Source organism: Mycobacterium persicum, assembly GCF_002086675.1.
In the GTDB taxonomy this organism is placed as follows: Bacteria; Actinomycetota; Actinomycetes; order Mycobacteriales; family Mycobacteriaceae; genus Mycobacterium; species Mycobacterium persicum.
In genome coordinates this window covers 15,258-34,118 of the sequence record NZ_MVIF01000039.1, presented here as the reverse complement: position 1 = coordinate 34,118, position 18,861 = coordinate 15,258, and the positions used below count along the sequence as shown (strand labels likewise).

The window sequence follows — 18,861 nt, the reverse complement described above, 5'->3', positions numbered from 1 at the left end:
TACGCCGTCGACCACCACCACCCGGGGACGGACAAGAGCCGGGTTCATGGCTCGGCTCGCAGCAGCAGCACACCGCTGGGCGTCAGGCCGCCGCTGCTGACCACACCGACACGGGCGCCGGCAACCTGGCGCGCGCCGGCTTCGCCGCGCAGCTGGCTGACGGCCTCGTGCAGCAGACCCATTCCGTGGGTGCGGCCGTGCGAGAGCTGGCCGCCGTGGGTGTTCAACGGCAGCACACCGTCGCGGGCGATGTTCTTGCCGCCGTCCAGGAATTCTTTGGCTTCACCGATTCCGCAGAATCCCAGTGCCTCGATCCACGACAGGCAATTCATGGTGAACCCGTCGTAGAGCTCGGCGACGTCGACGTCGTCGGGCCGCAGCGATGTCCGCGTCCACAGATGCGCCGCCTGGCCCAGCACCTGCGGCTCGTGGGTCAACGTGCTCTGGTCCCAGTCGATGCGCTCGATGATCTGGGTTCCGACGGCCTCCACCAGCACCGGCGGTTTGGCCAGGTCGCGAGCGGCGTCGACGGCGGAGACGACGACGGCGACCGCGCCGTCGCACGGCACGTCGCAGTCGTAGAGACCGAACGGCGTGGTGATGGGCCGAGCATCGAGGTAGTCCGCCATCGTCATCGGCGACCGATAGACCGCGGTGGGGTTGAGTTCGGCATTGGCGCGCTGGTTCAGCGCGATCCAGCCCAGCGTCTCTTTCGTGGTGCCGTAACGGTGAAAGTGCCGCTGCGCGTTGATCGCCAGGGTGTGCGCCGCCGAAGTGGCGCCGAACGGGAGCTGCCAGCTGGTGGTGCGACCCCCGGATCCAAATGAGGGCGCGATCTTGCCCTGCTTCATCAGCTCGGTGTAAGTGGCTTCCCACAGCGTCCGGAAACACAGCACGTGGCGAGCCAGCCCACCGGCCACGGCGAGCATCGCCGCGATCACCGACCCGCCGGGGCCGAAGGTTTCGATGCCGCCGTTGTGCCAGGTGGGCCGGATGCCCAGGGCCGACGCCAGCGCGGTCACCCCGCCTTCGCCGAACCCGCCGAGATTGCCGCCACCGGGGTAGGTCGACAGGCCGTCGATGTCGGTGAAACTCAGCCCGGCGTCGGCGATGGCGGCCTCGCAGGCATCGATCGTCAGTGACAGCGGTGTCACCATCAGCCGGCGCCCGATGGCCGACATGCCGATGCCGGTGAGGGCGACGTTGTCCTCGAACTTCGTCGTGGTCACCATCGGACGGACGTATTCGCCGAACCGCTGTGGCTCGATCTCGTCGACTGGTGGGTCAGCCGGCTCTGCGACACTGGCCGGCCGGAACAGCGGTAGCCAGACGTCTTCGATCTGCTCGAAGACCACCTCGACGGGCTGACCGAGCTCAAGCCGATCGGGGTCGCACTCGACGACGTTGGTGGTCAGCCGGACGCGCGGATCCTCCGCGATCGCCACCTGGGCAACCACGTACGGCGCCGGCAGGCCGGGCAGGCTGAATCGATGGTTGACGGTGAACCCGGCGAGCGTCGCCCGACCCGAAACGACCCGCACCCCGATCTCGCGGGATCGGCAATAGCGACACACCGGCGCGGGCGGATGGATCAGCGCGTCGCAGGCCCGGCACTGCTGGAACCGCAGTTCGCCGTGCGCGCCTGACGCCCAAAAGAATTCGTTCTCGTCGGTGATCTGGGGCAGCGGACGTCCTGGTGCTGCTGACACTTCACCTCCGCAGGCTGAATCCGGTAGGCCCGTTATGCGAATACGAGAATTACGTTATCATCTTGGCACGCCACTCCCCGGGCCGTGATGTATCGGCCGACTGCGGTTGCCCGTCGATCGCGCGTCGAAACTGCGCTCAGCGTGCAATCTCGTGGCCGCCACCGCAGACCCGGTCACCGAGGTGATCAGCCAGGCGCAGCGTCCGGTCAACGCGTGAATCCCCACTGCGCTTCGTTGGACTCGGTCTTGAGATTAGCCGCGGGATCCTCCGGGCTGGCGACGTACGGGTGAGCGACTTCCGGTGGGCGGTCACCGATTTCGGTGATGGCGTGCACCGGGCAGTCCAGCAGTGCCCGGATGACCGCATCGCGGTCCTGCTCCCGCACGGTGCCGTCGCCGGCCAGGCACGCATATCCCCAGTCGTCGAGCGAGAAGTAGGCCGGGGCGTGCCTGGCGCACGCGCCGAAGCCGTCGCAGACGGTGCGGTCCAGACGGATTCTCATGGCTGTCCCACCATCGCCGCCGCCTGGTAAGGGCGGTCGGCGCGAAATGCGCCGGCACTGCACTCCTGGCAGCGGCCGCTCAGATGGCGGGCCACCTCGTCGGGAAACTGGTCCAGCAGTGTCCCGGCGACGTTGGTGGCGGCGTCCAGCGTCGCGCAGGCGCCACGTCCGCGTAACACCACCGACCAGCGACGTAGCCGGTCGAGATCCTCCTGTGTCGCGGCGAAGTCGCGCAGCGCCGCGCCGACGGCGGCCATGGCGGCCGTGCCGTTGAAACACGAACCGCACTGCCCGGCGTTCTCGCGGTCGAAGTAGGCCAGCACCGACGCCGCCACCGCGACCGGGCAGTCGTCGGTGATCACCGATATCGCGCCGCAGCCCAAACCGCTGCCGGCTCGCCGTATCGTCTCGTGGTCCAGGGTGGTGTCCAGCACACCGCGGTTGAGCAGGCCGGCGAAGTAACCGCCCATCAGGGTTCCGCGCACCTGCTCGGACGAGACGCCGTGCAGCGCAAGCAATTCGGTGAAACGCAAGCCGTGCGGGAGTTCGTAGAGTACCGGCGGGCGGCTGGCGCCGGTGAGGGTGGCCAGAAAGGTCCCCGGTGATGACAGCGTGCCCTGCGTCCGAAACGCCGCCGACCCGTGTCGCTGCAGGTAGGGGAGATTGGCCAGGGTCTCGACGTTGCTCACCAGCGTGGGCCGGCCGCCGACACCGACTTCGAATGGACGCGGTGGTTTGTCGGTCGGTTTGGCCGGGCCACCGTTGATCGCGCGGACGGCCGCGGTCTCCTCGCCGGCCACGTATCCGGGTGGCACGGTCCACACGCTGATCGCGACACCCCCGGATAGCTCGGGGTGCAGTTCGGCGAGCGCGGTTTCGGCGCTGCGGGCGGCGTCCGGATCGGACACATAGACATAGGCGCGCCTGGCTCCGACTATCGCCGCGGCCAACCGTAGCCCGTCCAGCACCAGGTGCGGACGGTTGCGCAGCAGCCACCGGTCCTTGATCGAAGTAGGTTCTCCCTCTTCGCCGTTCGCGACGACGACGGCGCCGCCGGCGGCACGCCCGTTGCGCCGCACCGCGCGCAACTTCACCCCGAGCGGAAACGCTGCCCCGCCGCGGCCGAGCAGTCCGGCGGATTCGATTTCGTGCAGCACGGTGTCGGCTTCGGCGAGTGGTTGGTAGCCACCCTGCTCCCGATAAGCCGCGATGTCTTCGGGTTCGCGGCCGTCCCGCAGCAACCGGGGCGGGCTGCCCGGCCAGGTTGCCGTCCTGAACATGGTGTCGGTGGCTTCCATCGATTACCCTGCTATCGCTCCGGTTACGCTTGCCCGTATGCGGACTGCGGTGGTGCGGGTCAACGTCGACCCGGCCGGTGTGCTCACGTCTGAGCGGCTACGCGAGGGCATGGCCGCGCTCCGCGGGTTCATTGCCGACATCGGAGCCGAGATGGTCGACAACGACCTCGAAGCCAGGCCGGCCGGCCGCCGCGAGCTGGAACTGCTCATCGCCTGCGACGAGGTCGAAGCGGCCAAGCGAAAGGCAATCAGCTTGTGCGCCAAGGCTTTCAACAGCGCTCCGATGGCCGGGGTGGTCACCTTCATCAGCAGGGGAACCGACGACGACGCCCATGGTGTGCTGTCCGCTTTCGGACTCACCGGCGAGATCACCCGCCGGCACGGTGATGATGGCTTCGACATCGTCTACGTGACCCTGCGCGAAGCCGACCTGGAGCGCGTTCCGGAAAGCCGGATCCACACGGCGCTTGAGGCGTCGCTGAACTGTGAGGTCCACATCCGCACCAGGTGAACGCATCACGGCCCCAGGAATTCGAGGATCGCGGGCGCGGCCTGCACCCAGGTGTCGAACATGTTGAAATGCTTCACTTTTCCCGCGGCCCGTGCTTCGGCGGCACGCTCCCACGCGTCCTCCGGCCAGGGCGGATCGATCAGCACGGATCTTTTGATCAGGCAGCTGACCTCCAGCGAAGTGCGCTTGGGATGATCCCAGTCGTTCTCGCCGCCGCGGATGATCAGTGCGGGAACCTTGATGCGGCCGAACATTTCGTCGTCGACGCCGGGGATCGTCTGTCCCGGTTTGGGGACGAACGCGTTGAGCCAGCGCAACATCACCGCGAGGAACTCTTCGGGGTCCAGATCGAGGAACCGCTGCTTGTTGGCCGGGTTCTGGTCGATGCGGTCGCGCCACTCGGGTACCTTGAGCAGCCCCTCGATACCCGACCAGCGCACCGCCTGGATACTGGGCAGCACGTAGTAGGCGCCCAGCTGATACATGCCGTACACGCCGCCGACGATGTTCCATACCACCAGCTTTTCCACCAGCTCGGGATAGAGCATCGTCGTCAACATGGAATCCCGCGCCCCGCCGGAACCTCCGGCGATGATGCACCGATCGACCCCGAGCGCGCTCAGCACGCCGCGCAGGGTCTCGGCACGCATGTGCGATTCGCTATGACCGTAGAACTGCACATCGGAGGCGCCGCAATTCGGCCGGTCCCACAACAAAACCCGGTAGCCGCCGCCGACCAGTGCCTCGGCCAGCGGACGTAGGCCGGGAATGTCCTTGCCAAATCGGCCGCCTGGTGTCAGGACAATCAGATCCCCTGACGCACCGAGGATTTCGTACACCACGACGCCGCCGTTCACTTCGATGGCAGACTGGGCCGGCGGCGTCATGCCATCACCAGCACGTCGTTGCCCACCACGCGGACCGGGTAGGTGCGAATGCTCCATTCCGGTTTGACCGCCGTCGTCCCGGTCGCCAGCTCGAAACCCCATTGATGCCAAGGGCAGTAGATGTATTCCAGATCGCGGACCATGACCGCGTCGCCGGGGGCGCTTTCGTCGACGACGGTGCGTCCCCGGGCGCGTCCCGAGCACAGCGGACCGCCTTGGTGCGGGCAGTAATTCGCGATGGCATAGAAGGTGCCGTTGACGTTGTAGACACCGACGCCGTGCCGCCCGATGGGCACCAGTTTGTGGGTGCCCGGCGGAATCTCATTCACCGTCGCGACGACATGCTCGCGGCCCTGGGCGAGACGAGGCCGGGGCTGTGTGGGTCGCCCCGCAATTTCCGAGGTCAATTCAGAGCACCCGCGTCTGGCCCTCGAGCACCGGCACCGTCTCGGGCAGGTGATAGGTCTCGATGCCGTTCTGGTACATCACCGCATCCCGGGCAGCTTTGGGCAAGTGCTTGACCAACCAGCGCGGGTCGTCGAACGTCCAGTGCGGGTAGTCGGAGGAGAAGAGCAGGATCTTCTCGCATTCCATCCATTCCAGTGCTCGGGTCAGTTCGGTCTTGTCCTCCGGGTAGTCCAGCGGCTGGGTGGTGAACTTGATGTGTTCCTTGACGTACTCCGACGGCTTGCGCTTGATGTCCACCCGGGATTTGCGCGCCGCGTAGATCGCATCCATGCGCCACATCAGCGGCAGGATCCAGGTGAACGCATGCTCGACAAAGACGATCCGCAGTGTGGGGAACCGGTCGAAGACGCCGTCGAAGATCAGGCTCATCACCTGGTTTGCCGCCAGCAGCGAGTAGGTCACCATGAAGTCGTGGTTGTAGCTGGGGAACCCGACCGGCGGCGTTGGCAGCATCTCGTAGTTGCTGCGCGATAGGTGACAACTCACGGTGATGTCGTGCTTGGTTGCGGCCGCCCAGATCGGGTTGTACATCGGGTGGCCCCATGACGGCCGCGGCTCGGCCTTGATCAGCACCTGCGCCATGTAGGGGTGTCCGGCCCATTCCTCGATTTCGCGGGCCGCCCCTTCGGGGTCCTCGACCGCCGCGCAGATCGAACCGCGCCAGCGCTGATGCCAATTGTTGTGGCCGTCGAGCCAGTGATTGGCCTGCCAGTGATTGAGTGCGGTCGAATATGCCTGGTGCGCTTCGGGTAGGCGTGGCGTGCGGCCGCCGGGCTCCAGGATCGCGATGTCGGAGCCGGCCTCCATGATCAGCTGGCGAAAGGCCATATCCGGGTCGCTGCCGGGAAATTCGCCGTCGGGAGGGAAGGTGTCGACGCGCATCGCGAAGCTGTGGGCGTAGTCGGGGGCGTCGTAGTAGATCAGCTCGCCAACCTTGTGTTCGAGGAAGAATTTGCTGCGCCACGGCTCCGGGATGTACTGCGATATTTCACCGCGTCTGGGCATCGGGTGCACGTCGGAGTCGACGCACCGGACGGCGATGCGCTCGGCGGCGGGAACGCGTTCGTGCAGATGGGTCAGCGTCATCGTGATCTCCTCAGTCCCGTGTCGTCCCCTTGTCATAATTGTGCGACTACCCCCGGCTAACCTCTAGCGAGTCGACGGAAATCTCGATCCCGTAGAGGTCGGCGGCGTTGCGCCAGCACAACTTCTCGCGTTGTTCGGCGGATGGCGCCGTGGGCAGCTTCCGGATGTCCCAGCACTGCCAGTGCGGATAGCTGGAGCCGAACATCACCATGTTCTCCTTGCCGGTGAAAGCCAGCCACTCACCGGCGAAGTCGGCGTCGCCGGGACCGTCGAGACCGCCCTGCACGAAATACACGTGACCGGGCAGGTAGTCGCTCGGTATCCGCGGCGACCACGGGGTCTGTTCCAGGTGCGGCCGACCGAACACGTCCATCCGCCAGATGAACGGTGTCAGGAAGTCCGCGGCGCCGTCGGCCCAGACGAACTTCAGGTTGCCGAAGCGCTCGAACACCCCCTCGGCGATCATGTTCATCAGGTGGTAGAGGTAGTTCAGCGCCATGAAGCCGACGTACTGCTCGTAGGTGCGGGTATGTCCGGAGGGCGTGGGCGGAAATCCGATCCCTTCGCCGGATTCGATGTGGACCGCCACCGGCAGGTTCGCGTCGGCCGCGGCTTCCCACAACGGCCAGAACTGTGGCTTGCCGTAGACCTCGCGGGACTGCAGCGGAACGCCGATCTGAACGACACGCGGGTGGGCGCGCCACTTTTCGATTTCGCGGAGCGCGCCGGCGATGTCGTCGGGGTTGACCCGGATGGTGCCGCGGAACTTCTCGCCGAACCGATCGTGCTCGAGCCAGCGCGACACCATCATCTCGTTGTGGGCGGCGTGCAGCGCGCTGCCGAGGTGCCGGTCGGGCATGATGCCGCGGGCCATCGGATGCAGGATCGCCACGTCGATACCGCGTTTGGAAAAGAGTTCGGCGGCAACGAGTTCCACGTTGGAACCGGGGTATTCGCGGTTCGCCCCCTCGGCGTTCGGGGCGTACTCGCCGCCGGGCGCTCCGTACCAGTCCATCTCATAGTCGGGAAAGCCGCGGCTCTTGAACGGCTCACGCAGGAAGCCGCGCAGGTCTTTGTTGGACGGAAAGAAGATGTGCACGCTGGCATCGATGACCGGCGTGCGCGTTCCCTCGGCATCCTCGATCACGAAACCCACCCTCCGGCTTCGGCGACGACGAGCCCGGCCAGGGCATCTGATAGACAACCTAACATTTCCGTCGGTCGCCGATCAACGCTTTTCCGGTAAGCATCTCGGTTAATCATCTGCCCTGCTACGCGGTGTCGTGCCGGCCATATTGCCAGTGTTGTTCTTCAATACGGATAATATCATTCTCTCCTCGGTTGAGGAGCGCGCTCTAAGCGGGATTCCGAATGCAGGGATGGACTTCGGCCCGCGGATCCCGCGTCGGCCGCCGCGATCGGCAACGGCTAGTTGCACGCCCAGTCGACGATCCGCCCGCCACCCAGGTTGGTCATGGCGTGTGCTTCTGCCGCGCTGCGGTTGTACCCGTAACCGCCGTGGTACTTCGCGCCGTCGTGGGCGACCGCGCCGCATCGGGTGAAGACGCTGACCACTGTGCACGTTTCGATCCCACATAGCTCCAAGGCACGCTGCTTGGCCTGTGCCTTGGAGAGGTGCCGCCACGCCTTGCCATTCGACCCGTCGTGTCCGTACGCGATGGCGCCGTAGTAAACAGGGAACGGCGGCATATTGGACACATCGGTCATCTCACCCCGGTGGGTATGGGCGTCTGCCGGATGGATCTGCGTGACGGTAATTGCGGCCGCAACCGCCAAACCCGACACTGCCAGTACAATTCGGCGGCGAAGCTTTCCGGTACCTTCCTCGGCTCTACTCACCTGGGCTCACCTCCACCACAACCTCACTGTTCTCGATGCCCCGATGGATGAGGGCGCTGCCGCTACATGACACGCGATATTTACTTGGGCGAAATATTTACCATCTACACTACCGGGGCCTTGACCGGTGCCTGGCTGCGTGAATCGGGCTTCATAGGCAATTCATGACGTGGGGGGTTGGCCGTCGCCGCACGCCGGCAATCTCGAACATCGGCACGTCATGCCCTCGGGTGCTGGGAATGCCCCCGACCGGAGTGGTTTCCTGGCTGGGCATCGCCTGCGGGTAGGGCACCCGGTAGTGCGGGTTCAAGTCAACGGTTCCCACGCGTAGCCGACGCCGAAGCAGTCCGGCCACTCCACCGAACCGAGAGAACGCGGTGCAAACGGGCCCGGAATTTTCGGCCGGTCGTTTCTTGGCCCGCACTTTTCGCTGGCCGCGATCGGTGATTTGCGGTTCGCCCTGGCTGGGTCAATACCGATTCACATACCGGCCAGAAAACTTCCCTGTATCTATAAATGCTGGTTATTGGTTGATCGTTTTTTTCGTTTGATATCGTGGATCAGCCGCGGGACGATCCTTCCGGCAGGAGGCTAGTCGCCGCTAAGTGCAAACAATGCAAAATGTGCCGAAATCAAACCAGAGCCTGTTCGCGGCATTGCTGGCCAATCATCTGGACCCGTGGGGGATATGTGATTCGAGTTGCCGGCGGCAGCACCTCAATCGTGGCGTATTTCGGCTTTTTCTTCCGGCCGGTAGTGGGCCGCTACGCGTGGGTGAATGTGTGACGCATCGGCGAAGTAGACCTCATGGATCCGAATGTAACCTGCCCAATCGAATTTGGGCCAATCAAGGTGGTCAACGTCGAACTCTTTGATGGTTTCAGTATGACTAGTTTGATTTTCATGAAGGCCATGTATCGCCGGTGGAGGGAGTGGGAATGTTGGTTCAGTTTTCGTGCTTGCCGCCGGAGGTTAATTCGGCGCGGATGTATTCGGGTGCGGGGTCGGGCTTGGTGGCCACGAATTTTTGGGCCGCAACGCGGCGGCGATCGCGACGACCGAAAGTGTGTACGCCGAGATGTGGGCCCAAGATGTCGCCGCGATGATCGGCTACCACGCCAGGGCGCGAACCGGCGTCAGATAGCAGCACCCCACCCGAATACACGCCCGGCACCGGCATTGGTAGATCTTAGGAGGACCAGCTATGTCATTTGTGACCATCGAGCCGCAGGCATTGCACTGTGCGGCAACCGATCTGGCAAATGTCGGTACGGTATTTAGCCAAGCCAGCGCCGCCGCGGCCACCCCGACCACCGCGCTGCTACCGGCCGGCGCCGACGAGGTATCGGCAGCGATGGCCACCGTGCTGACCCGCCAAGGCCTCACCTGGCAGGCGCTCAGCCGCGACTACGAATGGCTTCACCGGCAGTTTGTCGACCTGCTCAACGGCAGCACCGAGAAATACTGGATCACCGAGATCGACAACGCCGCTCACAATGCGATCAACACCGCCAACGCGGACAGCGAATGGCTTGTGGGGCGCCCGATGATCGGTAACGGCGCCAACGGGCTCAACGGCACCGGACAAAACGGTGGCGCCGGCGGCTGGCTGTGGGGCAACGGCGGCAACGGCGGATCAGGCGCCGCCGGCCACAACGGGGGCAACGGCGGAGCGGCCGGACTCTTCGGTCACGGGGGCAACGGCGGAGCCGGCGGAACCGGCGCCAACGGCGGCAACGGCGGCCACGGCGGACTACTGGTCGGCAACGGTGGCGCCGGCGGAGCCGGTGGAGCCGGAGCCGCGACTATCGCCAGCGGCCGCGGTGGGGCCGGCGGAAACGGCGGAGCGGCCGGACTATTCGGCAACGGAGGCGCCGGGGGCGACGGCGGCAAGAGTGTCGGCGACGGTGTACGCGGCGGCTCGGGTGGAAACGGCGGCGACGGTGGGCTGATTCTTGGCAACGGTGGCGACGGCGGCAACGGCAGTCCGGGCGGCGGTCACGGCAGTCTCGGCGGCAATGGCGGCAAGGGTGGCGACGCTCACCTGTTCGGCAATGGCGGCAACGGTGGCAATGGTGCGAATGGTGGCACCGGAGGTGCCGGGGGCCAGGGGGGCATGCTGTTTGGGAGGCATGGCAAGCACGGTGTCACGCCGTTCTACTCCGCGTCAGCGTCGCCCACCGCTTACTCAAGCGAGCAACCGGCTGATGACATCGAAAGGTTCGTTGCGCATTAGCACGGTAGCGCGGATCGGCTGGGAGCGCGGCATCAACGAAGTCGGATGGCCGCCGATCCTCCGCCGTTCTAGCTGGGGCGCGCGCTATTCCGGCGGTGCTGCGTCGACGACCGACACCAGATGGGGCTTGGCCGCCGCCTTGACCTGCTCGAAAAGATCCTTGTAGTAGGGGAGACATTCGGCTATGGCCTGCTCGGTGGTAAACAGCGGATGGTAGCCGAGATCGCGCTCGGCCTTGGCGATCGAAAAGTAGTTGTCAAGGTAAAGCCGTTCCACCGCAAGGGGTTCCAGTGGCGGCTTCGGCAGCCCGAACCGGAAGTGCAGCCACTGCCACGCTGACATCAGGTCGCGCACCAGGCGGCCGGATACCCTTATCCGCGGCCAACTTTCGCCGCACGCGGTGACGACCGGCCGGGCGAACTCGAACATGTTGATTGGCTCGGCGTCGTTGATGAAGTACGCTTGCCCGGGAGCCGTGCCCCCGGGGACCAAGTGCTGCGCGGCCAGAATAAAACCGTGAATCAGGTTGTCCACGTATGAGTTGTCCAGCCGGGCCGATTTGCGGCCGACCAGCACCTTGACCTGGCCCTTGACCACGCTTTCGAACAGCTTGCGGAACATCGTCTGATCGCCGCGGCCCCAGATGCCGCTGGGCCGGATAGCGCACGTGAGCATACCGTCAACGCCGTTCTGCGACAACACGAATCGCTCGGCGGCTACCTTCGTCTCGGTGTAGAGGTCGTTGAACCGGCTGGTGTAGGGCATCGTCTCGTCACCGCCGGCGATGTTCTGACCGCCCATCACCACGCTGTTGGACGAGGTGTAGACGAACCGCTGCACCCCCGCACGCTGCGCGCCGTACACCAGGTTCTCGGTGCCGCCGACGTTGACCGCGAAGCTGCGTTTGCGGTATTCGTCGGTCACCGATGCGCCGCCCATCAGTTCGATGATGGCCGCGGTGTGGAAAATCGTGTCGATGTCGTCAACTGCGGTGGCGCAGGTAGATGCGTCGGTGATATCACCCTGCAGCACCTCGAGGCTCGGGTGTGGAGGCAACGGCGACGGCGCGCGGTCGAAGGAACGCACCTGGTATCCCCGCTCCAGCAGCGTGGTAACCATGTTGGCCCCGACGAAGCCTGAGCCGCCGGTTACCAGGACGCGGCCGAGTTCAGTTGTCAACGATGCATCACCCATGCGGCGAAGCATAACTAAAACGTGTTCCAGTTTGGAATACGGATTGGCCAGTTAAACCGGCGCAGGTCGGTGTGCGTCAGTTCTCGGAAGCGCCGCCGGCCGCCAGCGCATCGGTCACCCGTTTCCGGGCGCCAGCTAAGTGCTCCTCACATCTTTTCGCAAGTTGCTCGCCTCTTTCCCAGAGCTTCAGCGACGTATCGAGGTCCAGGCCGCCCTGTTCCAGCAGTCGCACGACCTCGATCAGCTCGTCCCGGCACGCTTCATAGCCGAGCTGACTAATGGGTGTAATAGAGCCGTTCCCGTCGTGGTTTTCGTGGTTTTCGTCAGCAGCCATCGGTATGTCCTTCACTGAGCGCCGCAAGGGCGCCGTCGGCAACCCGCACCCGCAGCCTGGTGCCCGCCGGCGCGTCGTGGACCGACCGCAGCACCCCCGTCGGTTGTCCGGCGGCCGAAAGTCTTTGCACGACGGCATAGCCGCGGGCGAGTGTGGCCGCCGGTCCCAGCGTGGTCAATCGCGCCGACAGGTGGCCGACCCGTTCGGTCTCGGCAGCGATCAACCGGTTGATGTCGCGGCGAACTGCGGAGCGGGTCCGCTGAATTTCGTCGTGGCGCGCGGTGAGCGCCTTCAGCGGGTCGGCCAGCACCGGGCGGTTGCGCAGGTGGGCCAGTGCCCGCTCCTCACGAGAGACCCAGTTGCGCAGCGCTGGGGCGCGGCGCCGGCGCAGGTCGACGATCAACCGCTGCTCGGCTGCGGTATCGGGGACGACTTTCTTGGCCGCGTCGGTGGGGGTGGCGGCCCGCAGATCGGCGACCAGGTCACAGATCGGGTTGTCGGGTTCGTGACCGACCGCACTGATCACCGGTGTGCGGCAGGCCGAAATCGCGCGGCACAGCGTCTCGTCGGAGAACGGCAGCAGGTCCTCGACGCTGCCGCCGCCGCGGGCCAGCACGATCACGTCGACCTCGAGGTGGCGATCCAATTCGCGCAGCGCCTCGACGATCTGCACGACGGCACTGGGTCCCTGCACGGCGGTGTTGCGCACCGCGAACCGCACCGCGGGCCAGCGCGCGGCGGCCACCGTCGTCACGTCCCGCTCGGCCGCGCTCGCCCGGCCGGTGATCAGCCCAATCATGTTGGGTAAGAACGGGATTGGGCGCTTAAGCCGCGGGTCGAAGAGGCCCTCGGCGTCCAGGAGCCGGCGTAACCGTTCGATGCGCGCCAGCAACTCGCCGATGCCGACGGCCCGAATCTCACTGAGCCGCAACGAGAATGTGCCGCGCCCGGTGTAGAACGACGGCTTGCCGCAGACCACCACCTGGGTGCCCTCGGTCAGTTTCACCGGTGCACCCAGTATCAGGTCACGGGGGCAGGTGACGTTCAGCGACATGTCGGCTGCCGGGTCGCGCAGCACCATGAACACCGTCTTGGAGTTCGGCCGCATCGTGATCTGGGCCAGTTGCCCCTCGACCCAGACCGTGCCCAGTCGATCGATCCAGCTCGCGACCCGGATGGCTACCGCGCGGACCGGGAACGGATTCTCGGCCGAGTTCGCCTCGGAAGTTCGGGTCACTTGGCGGTCGCGCGGGTGATCCTGTTGGCCAGCAGCGTCTGGAACGGGGCGCGCGCCTTGGTGGCCTGCTCGTAGGCCAGCAGAGCTTCGAGATCGTTGACATCCAGCGATGGCAGCCGGGCCCGCAGCTGGGCCAGGGTCAGCGACGGATAGTCGAGTTCACTCGCGATCGCGGGTGCCGGGACCGCCGAATTCGACGACGTGTTCGGTTGTCTGGCCGGTATCGGCTTGGTCGGGGAATCGGCGGCCCCGGACTCATCCGGGTCGGACACCGAATACAGCGCGAACCGTCCCGCGGACCGACGGTCGGCGCCGGCGGCGTCGGCGCCCGGCAACGCCGTGAAAGACCCGTCCCAGCCATCGCCGGCGTCGAGCTGGTCCTCGTCGAAGGTCGCCCATTCCGGCTGCTCGTCCTTCGGCGGGAACAGCGTCTCCAATGTGCTGTCGCCCTTGATGACCAGCTCGGCAAGGTTCTGTTGAAACCGCATGACCAGGTGCGCGGCCTGACTGATCAGCGTCATCGGGTACATGAGAATGGTGCGCGGCAGTTTGATCGTCTCCTCGACGGCGACTGTCGCCGCGCCGACCAGTAGCCGAACCCCATACGGTGCAGTAGCCATGGGTCCAAGACTGCCTCAAGCGGCGGCTAACTCCAAGCGGGGCGGCGATGAGGCGGGGTTGTGTCATGGCTGTGTCGCGGCCGGCGGGCGGAAAGTACCCTGGATGCATGGTGCCGACTGTCGATATGGGGATTCCCGGTGCGTCGAGGTCGGCGGGCTCGCTAACCCACGCCCCAACCCGCAAGCGGGTGCTGTTGGCCGAGCCGAGGGGTTACTGCGCAGGTGTGGATCGAGCCGTCGAGACGGTTGAACGCGCACTGGAAAAGCACGGCGCTCCCGTCTACGTGCGGCATGAGATCGTGCACAACCGCCATGTGGTCGACACGCTGGCCGCAGCCGGTGCGGTGTTCGTCGAGGAGACTGACCAGGTTCCCGAGGGAGCCATTGTGGTGTTCTCCGCGCACGGGGTGGCGCCCACGGTCTATGCGGCCGCGGCCGAACGCAACCTGCAGACCATCGATGCCACCTGTCCGCTGGTCACCAAGGTGCACAACGAGGCCAGGCGCTTTGCCCGCGACGATTACGACATCCTGCTGATCGGTCACGAGGGCCACGAAGAAGTTGTCGGCACCGCCGGGGAGGCGCCCGACCACGTGCAGCTGGTCGACGGGGTACAAGCCGTCGACCAGGTGACCGTGCGCGACGAGAACAAGGTGGTGTGGCTGTCGCAGACCACGCTGTCGGTCGACGAGACCATGGAGATCGTCGAGAAACTGCGTGAGCGGTTTCCCAAACTGCAGGATCCGCCCAGCGACGACATCTGCTACGCCACCCAGAACCGGCAGGTGGCGGTTAAGGCGATGGCGCCGGAGTGCCAACTGGTGATTGTCGTCGGCTCCCGCAATTCGTCGAACTCGGTGCGGTTGGTCGAGGTGGCGCTGGGCGCCGGGGCCAAGACCGCCCACCTGGTCGATTGGGCTGACGACATCGACTCGACATGGCTGGTGGGCGTCACCACGGTTGGTGTCACGTCCGGGGCGTCGGTTCCCGAGGTGCTGGTGCGCGGCGTGCTGGAACGGCTGGCCGAATTGGGCTACGACATGGTGCAGCCGGTGACCACGGCCAACGAGACGCTGGTATTCGCCCTGCCGCGGGAGATCCGGTCGGCGCGGTAAACCCCGCCCGTCTTAGACGTCGTATTCCCAGGAGTCAGACTGGGGCCTGCGCGGTGTGCGGGAACGATTCCGGCGATCAGGCGGCGACTCGTCGCGCGGCTCGTCATAGGGGACGGAGCCGCGGTAACGGACCTGCGAGATCGGGTGGTGGGTGGGGTTGGCGCCGGTTGGCCCGGCCGGGGCGGAGCGCCGCCGCGGCGGCTCATAGGGCTCGTACCGGGTCCCGCGCCGCTCATACCGGTTGGCCGGCTCGGCCGGCTCGGGCGGCTCGTAGGCGCCGTAGGGATCGAAGCGGCTGCTGCGTGGGGCGGGCCGTTCGTAGGGATTGCGGCGGGTGTGCGGATCTCGGCGCGTCTCCCGCGGCGGCTGGGCGCGTAGCTCGGGGTCGTCTTGAGGCCGCGGCCGGCGGCGTGATCGAGGCGGCGGGTCGGCGACGGCGTCATAATCGCGTGCCGGCGCCGGACGCCGGCGGCGCGGACGTTCGGCGCCTGGATCCGACTGACCATCCGCCGCCGTTCGGGCATGCCGGGATCGGGTCCGATCAGTGCGCCGGGCGGTCCGGCCGCTGCGGGACGTACGGCCGGTCGTGCGGGCCGGCTGTGCGCCCTGGTCGGAAGCTTCCTCGGTGGTGTCGCCGGGGGAGAGCCATCCGCTGAATTTGGCCGCCAACCCGCTGATCGCAGACTTTCGCCGGGTGGTTGTCGTCGTGGCGTCGCCGGCTTTCCCGGCTGTGGTGATGCGCTGGGTCATGCCGAAGTACCACCGGATCAGGCCGATCAGCAGCACGCCACCGGCGGTACCAAGCATGTGCGGGAAGCGCTCGATAAGCGGATAACCGCAATTGATCAGCAGATCTTTGAATTTGCCGATCTTGCCCCCGTGGAACAGCCAGTAGGCGCCGGGCACCGCGAAGAAAAGGATCAGCGGTGGCTGGATGACCGCGGTGAACAAGCCCGATTGGCGCACGGCCAGCACCGCCGTCACGCAACCGGCGACGTAAAAGCCGGTGAAGACGTGCGTCAACTCTTTGTGGCCGGCGTCGAACGCGTACCCCACGGCGGTGGCTGTGACGGCTATCAGCACGGCCCCCCACCAGGGCACCCCGGGGATGGTGGGGACGATGGAGCGGTGACTTGGCTCCACCGCTGAACTCGCCCGCTGCGCTGACACATGTAGACCGTACCGGCTGTGAGCCCGAAGGCTCGTCAACACCTCGCCAGCGGCCGGCGGCGTGCCATCCGCAGCCGATGGCGCCGCCCGCGGGGCAGCCGTCACATCTGCCCCAGGAGCCTCTTTGGCGGAGTCAGTCCACAGTTTGCCCGTGGCAGCGTGACGCGCCGCTTACCCGGGGCGCAACGAACGGGGGATGCCGCTGTGACCGACGTCATAAGCGGTGACGCCCGGACGGCAGGCAGGGTGCCGGGGCGCTGCCGTCCTACACTTGGGTCCCTGTGAGCCTGAGCCTGGGAATCGTGGGTCTGCCCAATGTCGGAAAGTCGACCCTCTTCAACGCGCTGACCCGCAACGACGTGGTCGCGGCCAACTATCCGTTCGCGACCATCGAGCCCAACGAGGGTGTCGTTTCGCTGCCGGATCCGCGCCTGGACAAGCTGGCGGAGCTCTTCGGATCCGAGCGCATCGTCCCCGCGCCCGTGACCTTCGTCGATATCGCCGGCCTGGTCAAAGGGGCATCGGAGGGGGCCGGTCTGGGCAACAAGTTCCTCGCGCACATCCGCGAATGCGACGCCATCTGTCAGGTGGTGCGGGTGTTCGCCGACGATGACGTGACCCACGTGGCCGGCAGGGTCGACCCGCAATCCGACATCGAGGTCGTCGAAACCGAGCTGATCCTGGCCGACCTGCAGACTCTCGACCGTGCCCTGCCGAGGCTGGAGAAGGAAGCTCGCACCACCAAGGAGCGCAAGCCGGTCTATGACGCGGCACTGGCCGCCCGGCAACTGCTCAACGGCGGCACCACGCTGTTCGGCGCCGGTGTGGACGCCTCGGTGCTGCGCGAGCTGAACCTGCTGACCACCAAACCGTTCCTGTACGTGTTCAACGCCGACGAGGCGGTCCTGACCGATGCCACCCGGGTCGCCGAGCTTCGTGCGCTGGTCGCGCCCGCCGACGCCGTCTTCTTGGATGCCGCCATCGAATCGGAGCTGGCCGAACTCGACGACGAATCGGCCGCCGAGCTGCTGGAGTCGATCGGGCAGACTGAGCGCGGTCTCGACGCGCTGGCTCGGGCCGGGTTTCACACCCTGAAGCTGCAGACCTTTCTGACCGCCGGACCCAAGGAATCGCGGGCCTGGGTGATCCATCAGGGCGACACCGCGCCCAAGGCGGCCGGCGTGATCCATTCCGACTTCGAAAAGGGCTTCATCAAAGCCGAGATCGTGTCCTATGACGACCTGGTTGCCGCCGGGTCCATGGCGGCGGCCAAGGCGGCCGGCAAGGTCCGGATCGAAGGCAAGGATTACGTGATGGCCGACGGCGACGTGGTGGAGTTCCGGTTCCAAGCGGCGTCTGGTCAGCAGAAGAAGGCATAGTTAGCTGTGTCATCCCCGCTCAGGGCTTGAAATCCCGGAGGTCCTCTATCAGCCGGGCGACGGGCTCGTTCGATTCCGGCGCCCGGCACGTAGCTGCTTCGCTACCAGCCGCTACAACTACCGCCGGGATCGGAAAATCGCGAATTACCAGGCGCCGACCGTGCACAACTGCTCGTTACAGGTCGTCCGTAACGCAAGCGCCGACCCCCTTAAGTACGTGATGAAGTACTTCAGCATCAAGGCTGACAAGCGCACCTTCCGACGTGGAGAATCTGGGCGAGAACATCACCCAACTCGAAGAGGCAGTCAACAACCTCAAACAGCGTGAGGCGAGTATCGCCCAGTCAGTCAATCCGCCTGCATTCATCCTGAAGCACTACGCAGACGAGTACATGAGGCATGTGGGAGTCGAACTTTCGCCGATTAGCGTTCCGTATCCCGTGTACGTCTTTGAGTACGTCAGTGCCGGTGGGAACAGCTCGCAGCGAACAACCGTCACGTTAGACACCCCAACGATCGACGCGCTCATCGAGACCCTTTCTCAGAAGATCCGCTGGAGAAAGAGTGCTGCCGGTCAACGCGCGCTGATGACTTCAAAGCTGCGCAACTCCATAAAGGCGCCTGACAATCACACCCGCCGGTCCTGCACGGTGTCGCTCGCAGCGGAGCCCCATCTCCTTCTCGAGGTGGACCACATTGTCCCAGTCTCCAAGGGCGGCTTGTCCACACCGGAAAATCTGCAGACCCTTTGCTGGCGTTGCAACCGGAGGAAGGCGAACAAGCTTGCGTCCGCCTGATGGCGTCACGCATACGCGAGATACGTGCAGAGGGGCGTGCAAGCAAGGCCGCCGAGCGGCCGTGATTCTCAGCGCCGACGACTATGACTCGATCATGGAAACCTTGGCGATCCTCAGCGATCAGGAGTTGATGCGTGAGGTCCGGGCAGCCGAGGCCGAGGCTGAGAGCGGCGAGATTTACTCACTCGACGAGGTTACCGAGGAGATGCGCGCCGCCGGTCGGCTTCCGCGATGACCTATCAGGTCGAATTAACCAGAGCGGCGAAGAATGCGTTGACCGATCTCCTACCGGAGCCGGTAGCTATCGCTTGCTGGGAGTTCATCCGAGGTCCGCTCGCCGAGAACCCTCACCGAGTCGGAAAGCCACTTCGTGATCGGTTGGAAGTCCGGTACTCGGCCCGCCGGGGAGAGTTTCGGGTGATCTATCGGATTTTCGACGAGCGTGTCGTCGTCCGAG

19 protein-coding genes and 2 pseudogenes are annotated in these 18,861 nt (G+C 65.6%); 7 read left to right on the top strand and 14 right to left on the bottom strand.

The window, feature by feature from the left end:
* Positions 1-44: 44 nt before the first annotated feature.
* From BST40_RS14040 to BST40_RS14030, 3 genes are all read right to left on the bottom strand, one after another.
* Positions 45-1,709: a thiolase C-terminal domain-containing protein gene (locus tag BST40_RS14040; protein WP_083154533.1), complete on the bottom strand. Its 1,665-nt coding sequence runs from the start codon at positions 1,707-1,709 to the stop codon at positions 45-47.
* 206 nt (positions 1,710-1,915) lie between these two features.
* Positions 1,916-2,212, bottom strand: a complete 297-nt coding sequence (locus tag BST40_RS14035; protein ID WP_075548194.1) for a ferredoxin — start codon at positions 2,210-2,212, stop codon at positions 1,916-1,918.
* A complete protein-coding gene (locus BST40_RS14030; RefSeq protein WP_075548193.1) occupies positions 2,209-3,510 on the bottom strand; it encodes an NADH-ubiquinone oxidoreductase-F iron-sulfur binding region domain-containing protein in 1,302 nt (433 codons plus the stop codon). The genes BST40_RS14035 and BST40_RS14030 overlap by 4 nt, the downstream gene beginning before the upstream one ends.
* 37 nt (positions 3,511-3,547) lie before the next feature.
* Here BST40_RS14030 and BST40_RS14025 point away from each other — a divergent pair, with 37 nt between their 5' ends.
* Positions 3,548-4,021 (top strand): hypothetical protein, encoded by a 474-nt coding sequence (locus BST40_RS14025; protein WP_075548192.1) that lies wholly within the window; start codon positions 3,548-3,550, stop codon positions 4,019-4,021.
* 5 nt (positions 4,022-4,026) lie between these two features.
* Here the strand turns inward: BST40_RS14025 and BST40_RS14020 are convergent, their stop codons facing one another.
* The 6 genes from BST40_RS14020 to BST40_RS29445 form a co-directional block, all read right to left on the bottom strand.
* Positions 4,027-4,908, bottom strand: a complete 882-nt coding sequence (locus BST40_RS14020; protein ID WP_075548191.1) for an alpha/beta fold hydrolase — start codon at positions 4,906-4,908, stop codon at positions 4,027-4,029.
* Positions 4,905-5,315, bottom strand: coding sequence for a Rieske (2Fe-2S) protein (locus tag BST40_RS14015; protein ID WP_083154531.1), 411 nt, complete (start codon positions 5,313-5,315; stop codon positions 4,905-4,907). The genes BST40_RS14020 and BST40_RS14015 overlap by 4 nt, the downstream gene beginning before the upstream one ends.
* A 1-nt stretch (position 5,316) precedes the next feature.
* Positions 5,317-6,462 carry an amidohydrolase family protein gene (locus BST40_RS14010; protein WP_083154530.1) on the bottom strand — a complete coding sequence of 382 codons (1,146 nt, stop codon included), beginning with the start codon at positions 6,460-6,462 and terminating at the stop codon, positions 5,317-5,319.
* A gap of 46 nt (positions 6,463-6,508) precedes the next feature.
* Complete coding sequence (locus tag BST40_RS14005) at positions 6,509-7,609, bottom strand: amidohydrolase family protein (RefSeq protein ID WP_083154536.1); 1,101 nt, start codon at positions 7,607-7,609, stop codon at positions 6,509-6,511.
* 281 nt (positions 7,610-7,890) lie between these two features.
* Complete coding sequence (locus tag BST40_RS14000) at positions 7,891-8,322, bottom strand: DUF4189 domain-containing protein (protein WP_075548188.1); 432 nt, start codon at positions 8,320-8,322, stop codon at positions 7,891-7,893.
* Positions 8,323-8,473: 151 nt separating this feature from the next.
* Entirely contained in the window at positions 8,474-8,677 is a 204-nt protein-coding gene (locus tag BST40_RS29445; RefSeq protein ID WP_131808329.1) for a hypothetical protein, read from the bottom strand.
* A 672-nt stretch (positions 8,678-9,349) separates the two neighbouring features.
* Between BST40_RS29445 and BST40_RS30855 the strand changes: the two are divergent.
* Positions 9,350-9,460 (top strand): annotated as a pseudogene (locus BST40_RS30855) (PPE domain-containing protein); the annotation flags it as partial.
* A gap of 66 nt (positions 9,461-9,526) precedes the next feature.
* The gene (locus BST40_RS32550) at positions 9,527-10,558 is read left to right on the top strand and encodes a PE family protein (RefSeq protein WP_083154528.1); all 1,032 of its coding nucleotides are present in this window, start codon (positions 9,527-9,529) and stop codon (positions 10,556-10,558) included.
* Positions 10,559-10,642: 84 nt separating this feature from the next.
* On the opposite strand, the gene BST40_RS13980 is transcribed toward BST40_RS32550, so the two are convergent.
* The 4 genes from BST40_RS13980 to BST40_RS13965 form a co-directional block, all read right to left on the bottom strand.
* Positions 10,643-11,764, bottom strand: coding sequence for a 3-beta-hydroxysteroid dehydrogenase (locus BST40_RS13980; protein WP_075545731.1), 1,122 nt, complete (start codon positions 11,762-11,764; stop codon positions 10,643-10,645).
* Between the two features lie 64 nt (positions 11,765-11,828).
* Complete coding sequence (locus BST40_RS13975) at positions 11,829-12,086, bottom strand: exodeoxyribonuclease VII small subunit (RefSeq protein WP_075545730.1); 258 nt, start codon at positions 12,084-12,086, stop codon at positions 11,829-11,831.
* The gene (gene xseA / locus BST40_RS13970; protein WP_083154527.1) at positions 12,076-13,323 is read right to left on the bottom strand and encodes an exodeoxyribonuclease VII large subunit; all 1,248 of its coding nucleotides are present in this window, start codon (positions 13,321-13,323) and stop codon (positions 12,076-12,078) included. The genes BST40_RS13975 and xseA overlap by 11 nt, the downstream gene beginning before the upstream one ends.
* Positions 13,320-13,943 carry a lipid droplet-associated protein gene (locus tag BST40_RS13965; RefSeq protein ID WP_075545728.1) on the bottom strand — a complete coding sequence of 208 codons (624 nt, stop codon included), beginning with the start codon at positions 13,941-13,943 and terminating at the stop codon, positions 13,320-13,322. Before BST40_RS13965 ends, xseA begins: the two co-directional genes overlap by 4 nt.
* Positions 13,944-14,050: 107 nt before the next feature.
* On the opposite strand from BST40_RS13965, the gene BST40_RS13960 reads away from it, so the two are divergent.
* Positions 14,051-15,058, top strand: coding sequence for a 4-hydroxy-3-methylbut-2-enyl diphosphate reductase (locus BST40_RS13960; protein ID WP_075545727.1), 1,008 nt, complete (start codon positions 14,051-14,053; stop codon positions 15,056-15,058).
* A 12-nt stretch (positions 15,059-15,070) separates the two neighbouring features.
* On the opposite strand, the gene BST40_RS13955 is transcribed toward BST40_RS13960, so the two are convergent.
* On the bottom strand, positions 15,071-16,228 hold the full coding sequence (locus tag BST40_RS13955) for a DUF6542 domain-containing protein (protein WP_176358042.1): 1,158 nt from the start codon (positions 16,226-16,228) through the stop codon (positions 15,071-15,073).
* A gap of 281 nt (positions 16,229-16,509) precedes the next feature.
* On the opposite strand from BST40_RS13955, the gene ychF reads away from it, so the two are divergent.
* The 3 genes and pseudogenes from ychF (at position 16,510) to BST40_RS32870 (ending at position 18,639) form a co-directional block, all read left to right on the top strand.
* Positions 16,510-17,607: a redox-regulated ATPase YchF gene (gene ychF, locus BST40_RS13950; RefSeq protein WP_075545726.1), complete on the top strand. Its 1,098-nt coding sequence runs from the start codon at positions 16,510-16,512 to the stop codon at positions 17,605-17,607.
* A gap of 103 nt (positions 17,608-17,710) precedes the next feature.
* Positions 17,711-18,404, top strand: a pseudogene (locus BST40_RS31700) (HNH endonuclease); the annotation flags it as partial.
* Positions 18,304-18,639: a type II toxin-antitoxin system Phd/YefM family antitoxin gene (locus BST40_RS32870; protein ID WP_338121151.1), complete on the top strand. Its 336-nt coding sequence runs from the start codon at positions 18,304-18,306 to the stop codon at positions 18,637-18,639. The pseudogene BST40_RS31700 and the gene BST40_RS32870, both read left to right, overlap by 101 nt.
* The last annotated feature ends 222 nt before the right edge of the window (positions 18,640-18,861 follow it).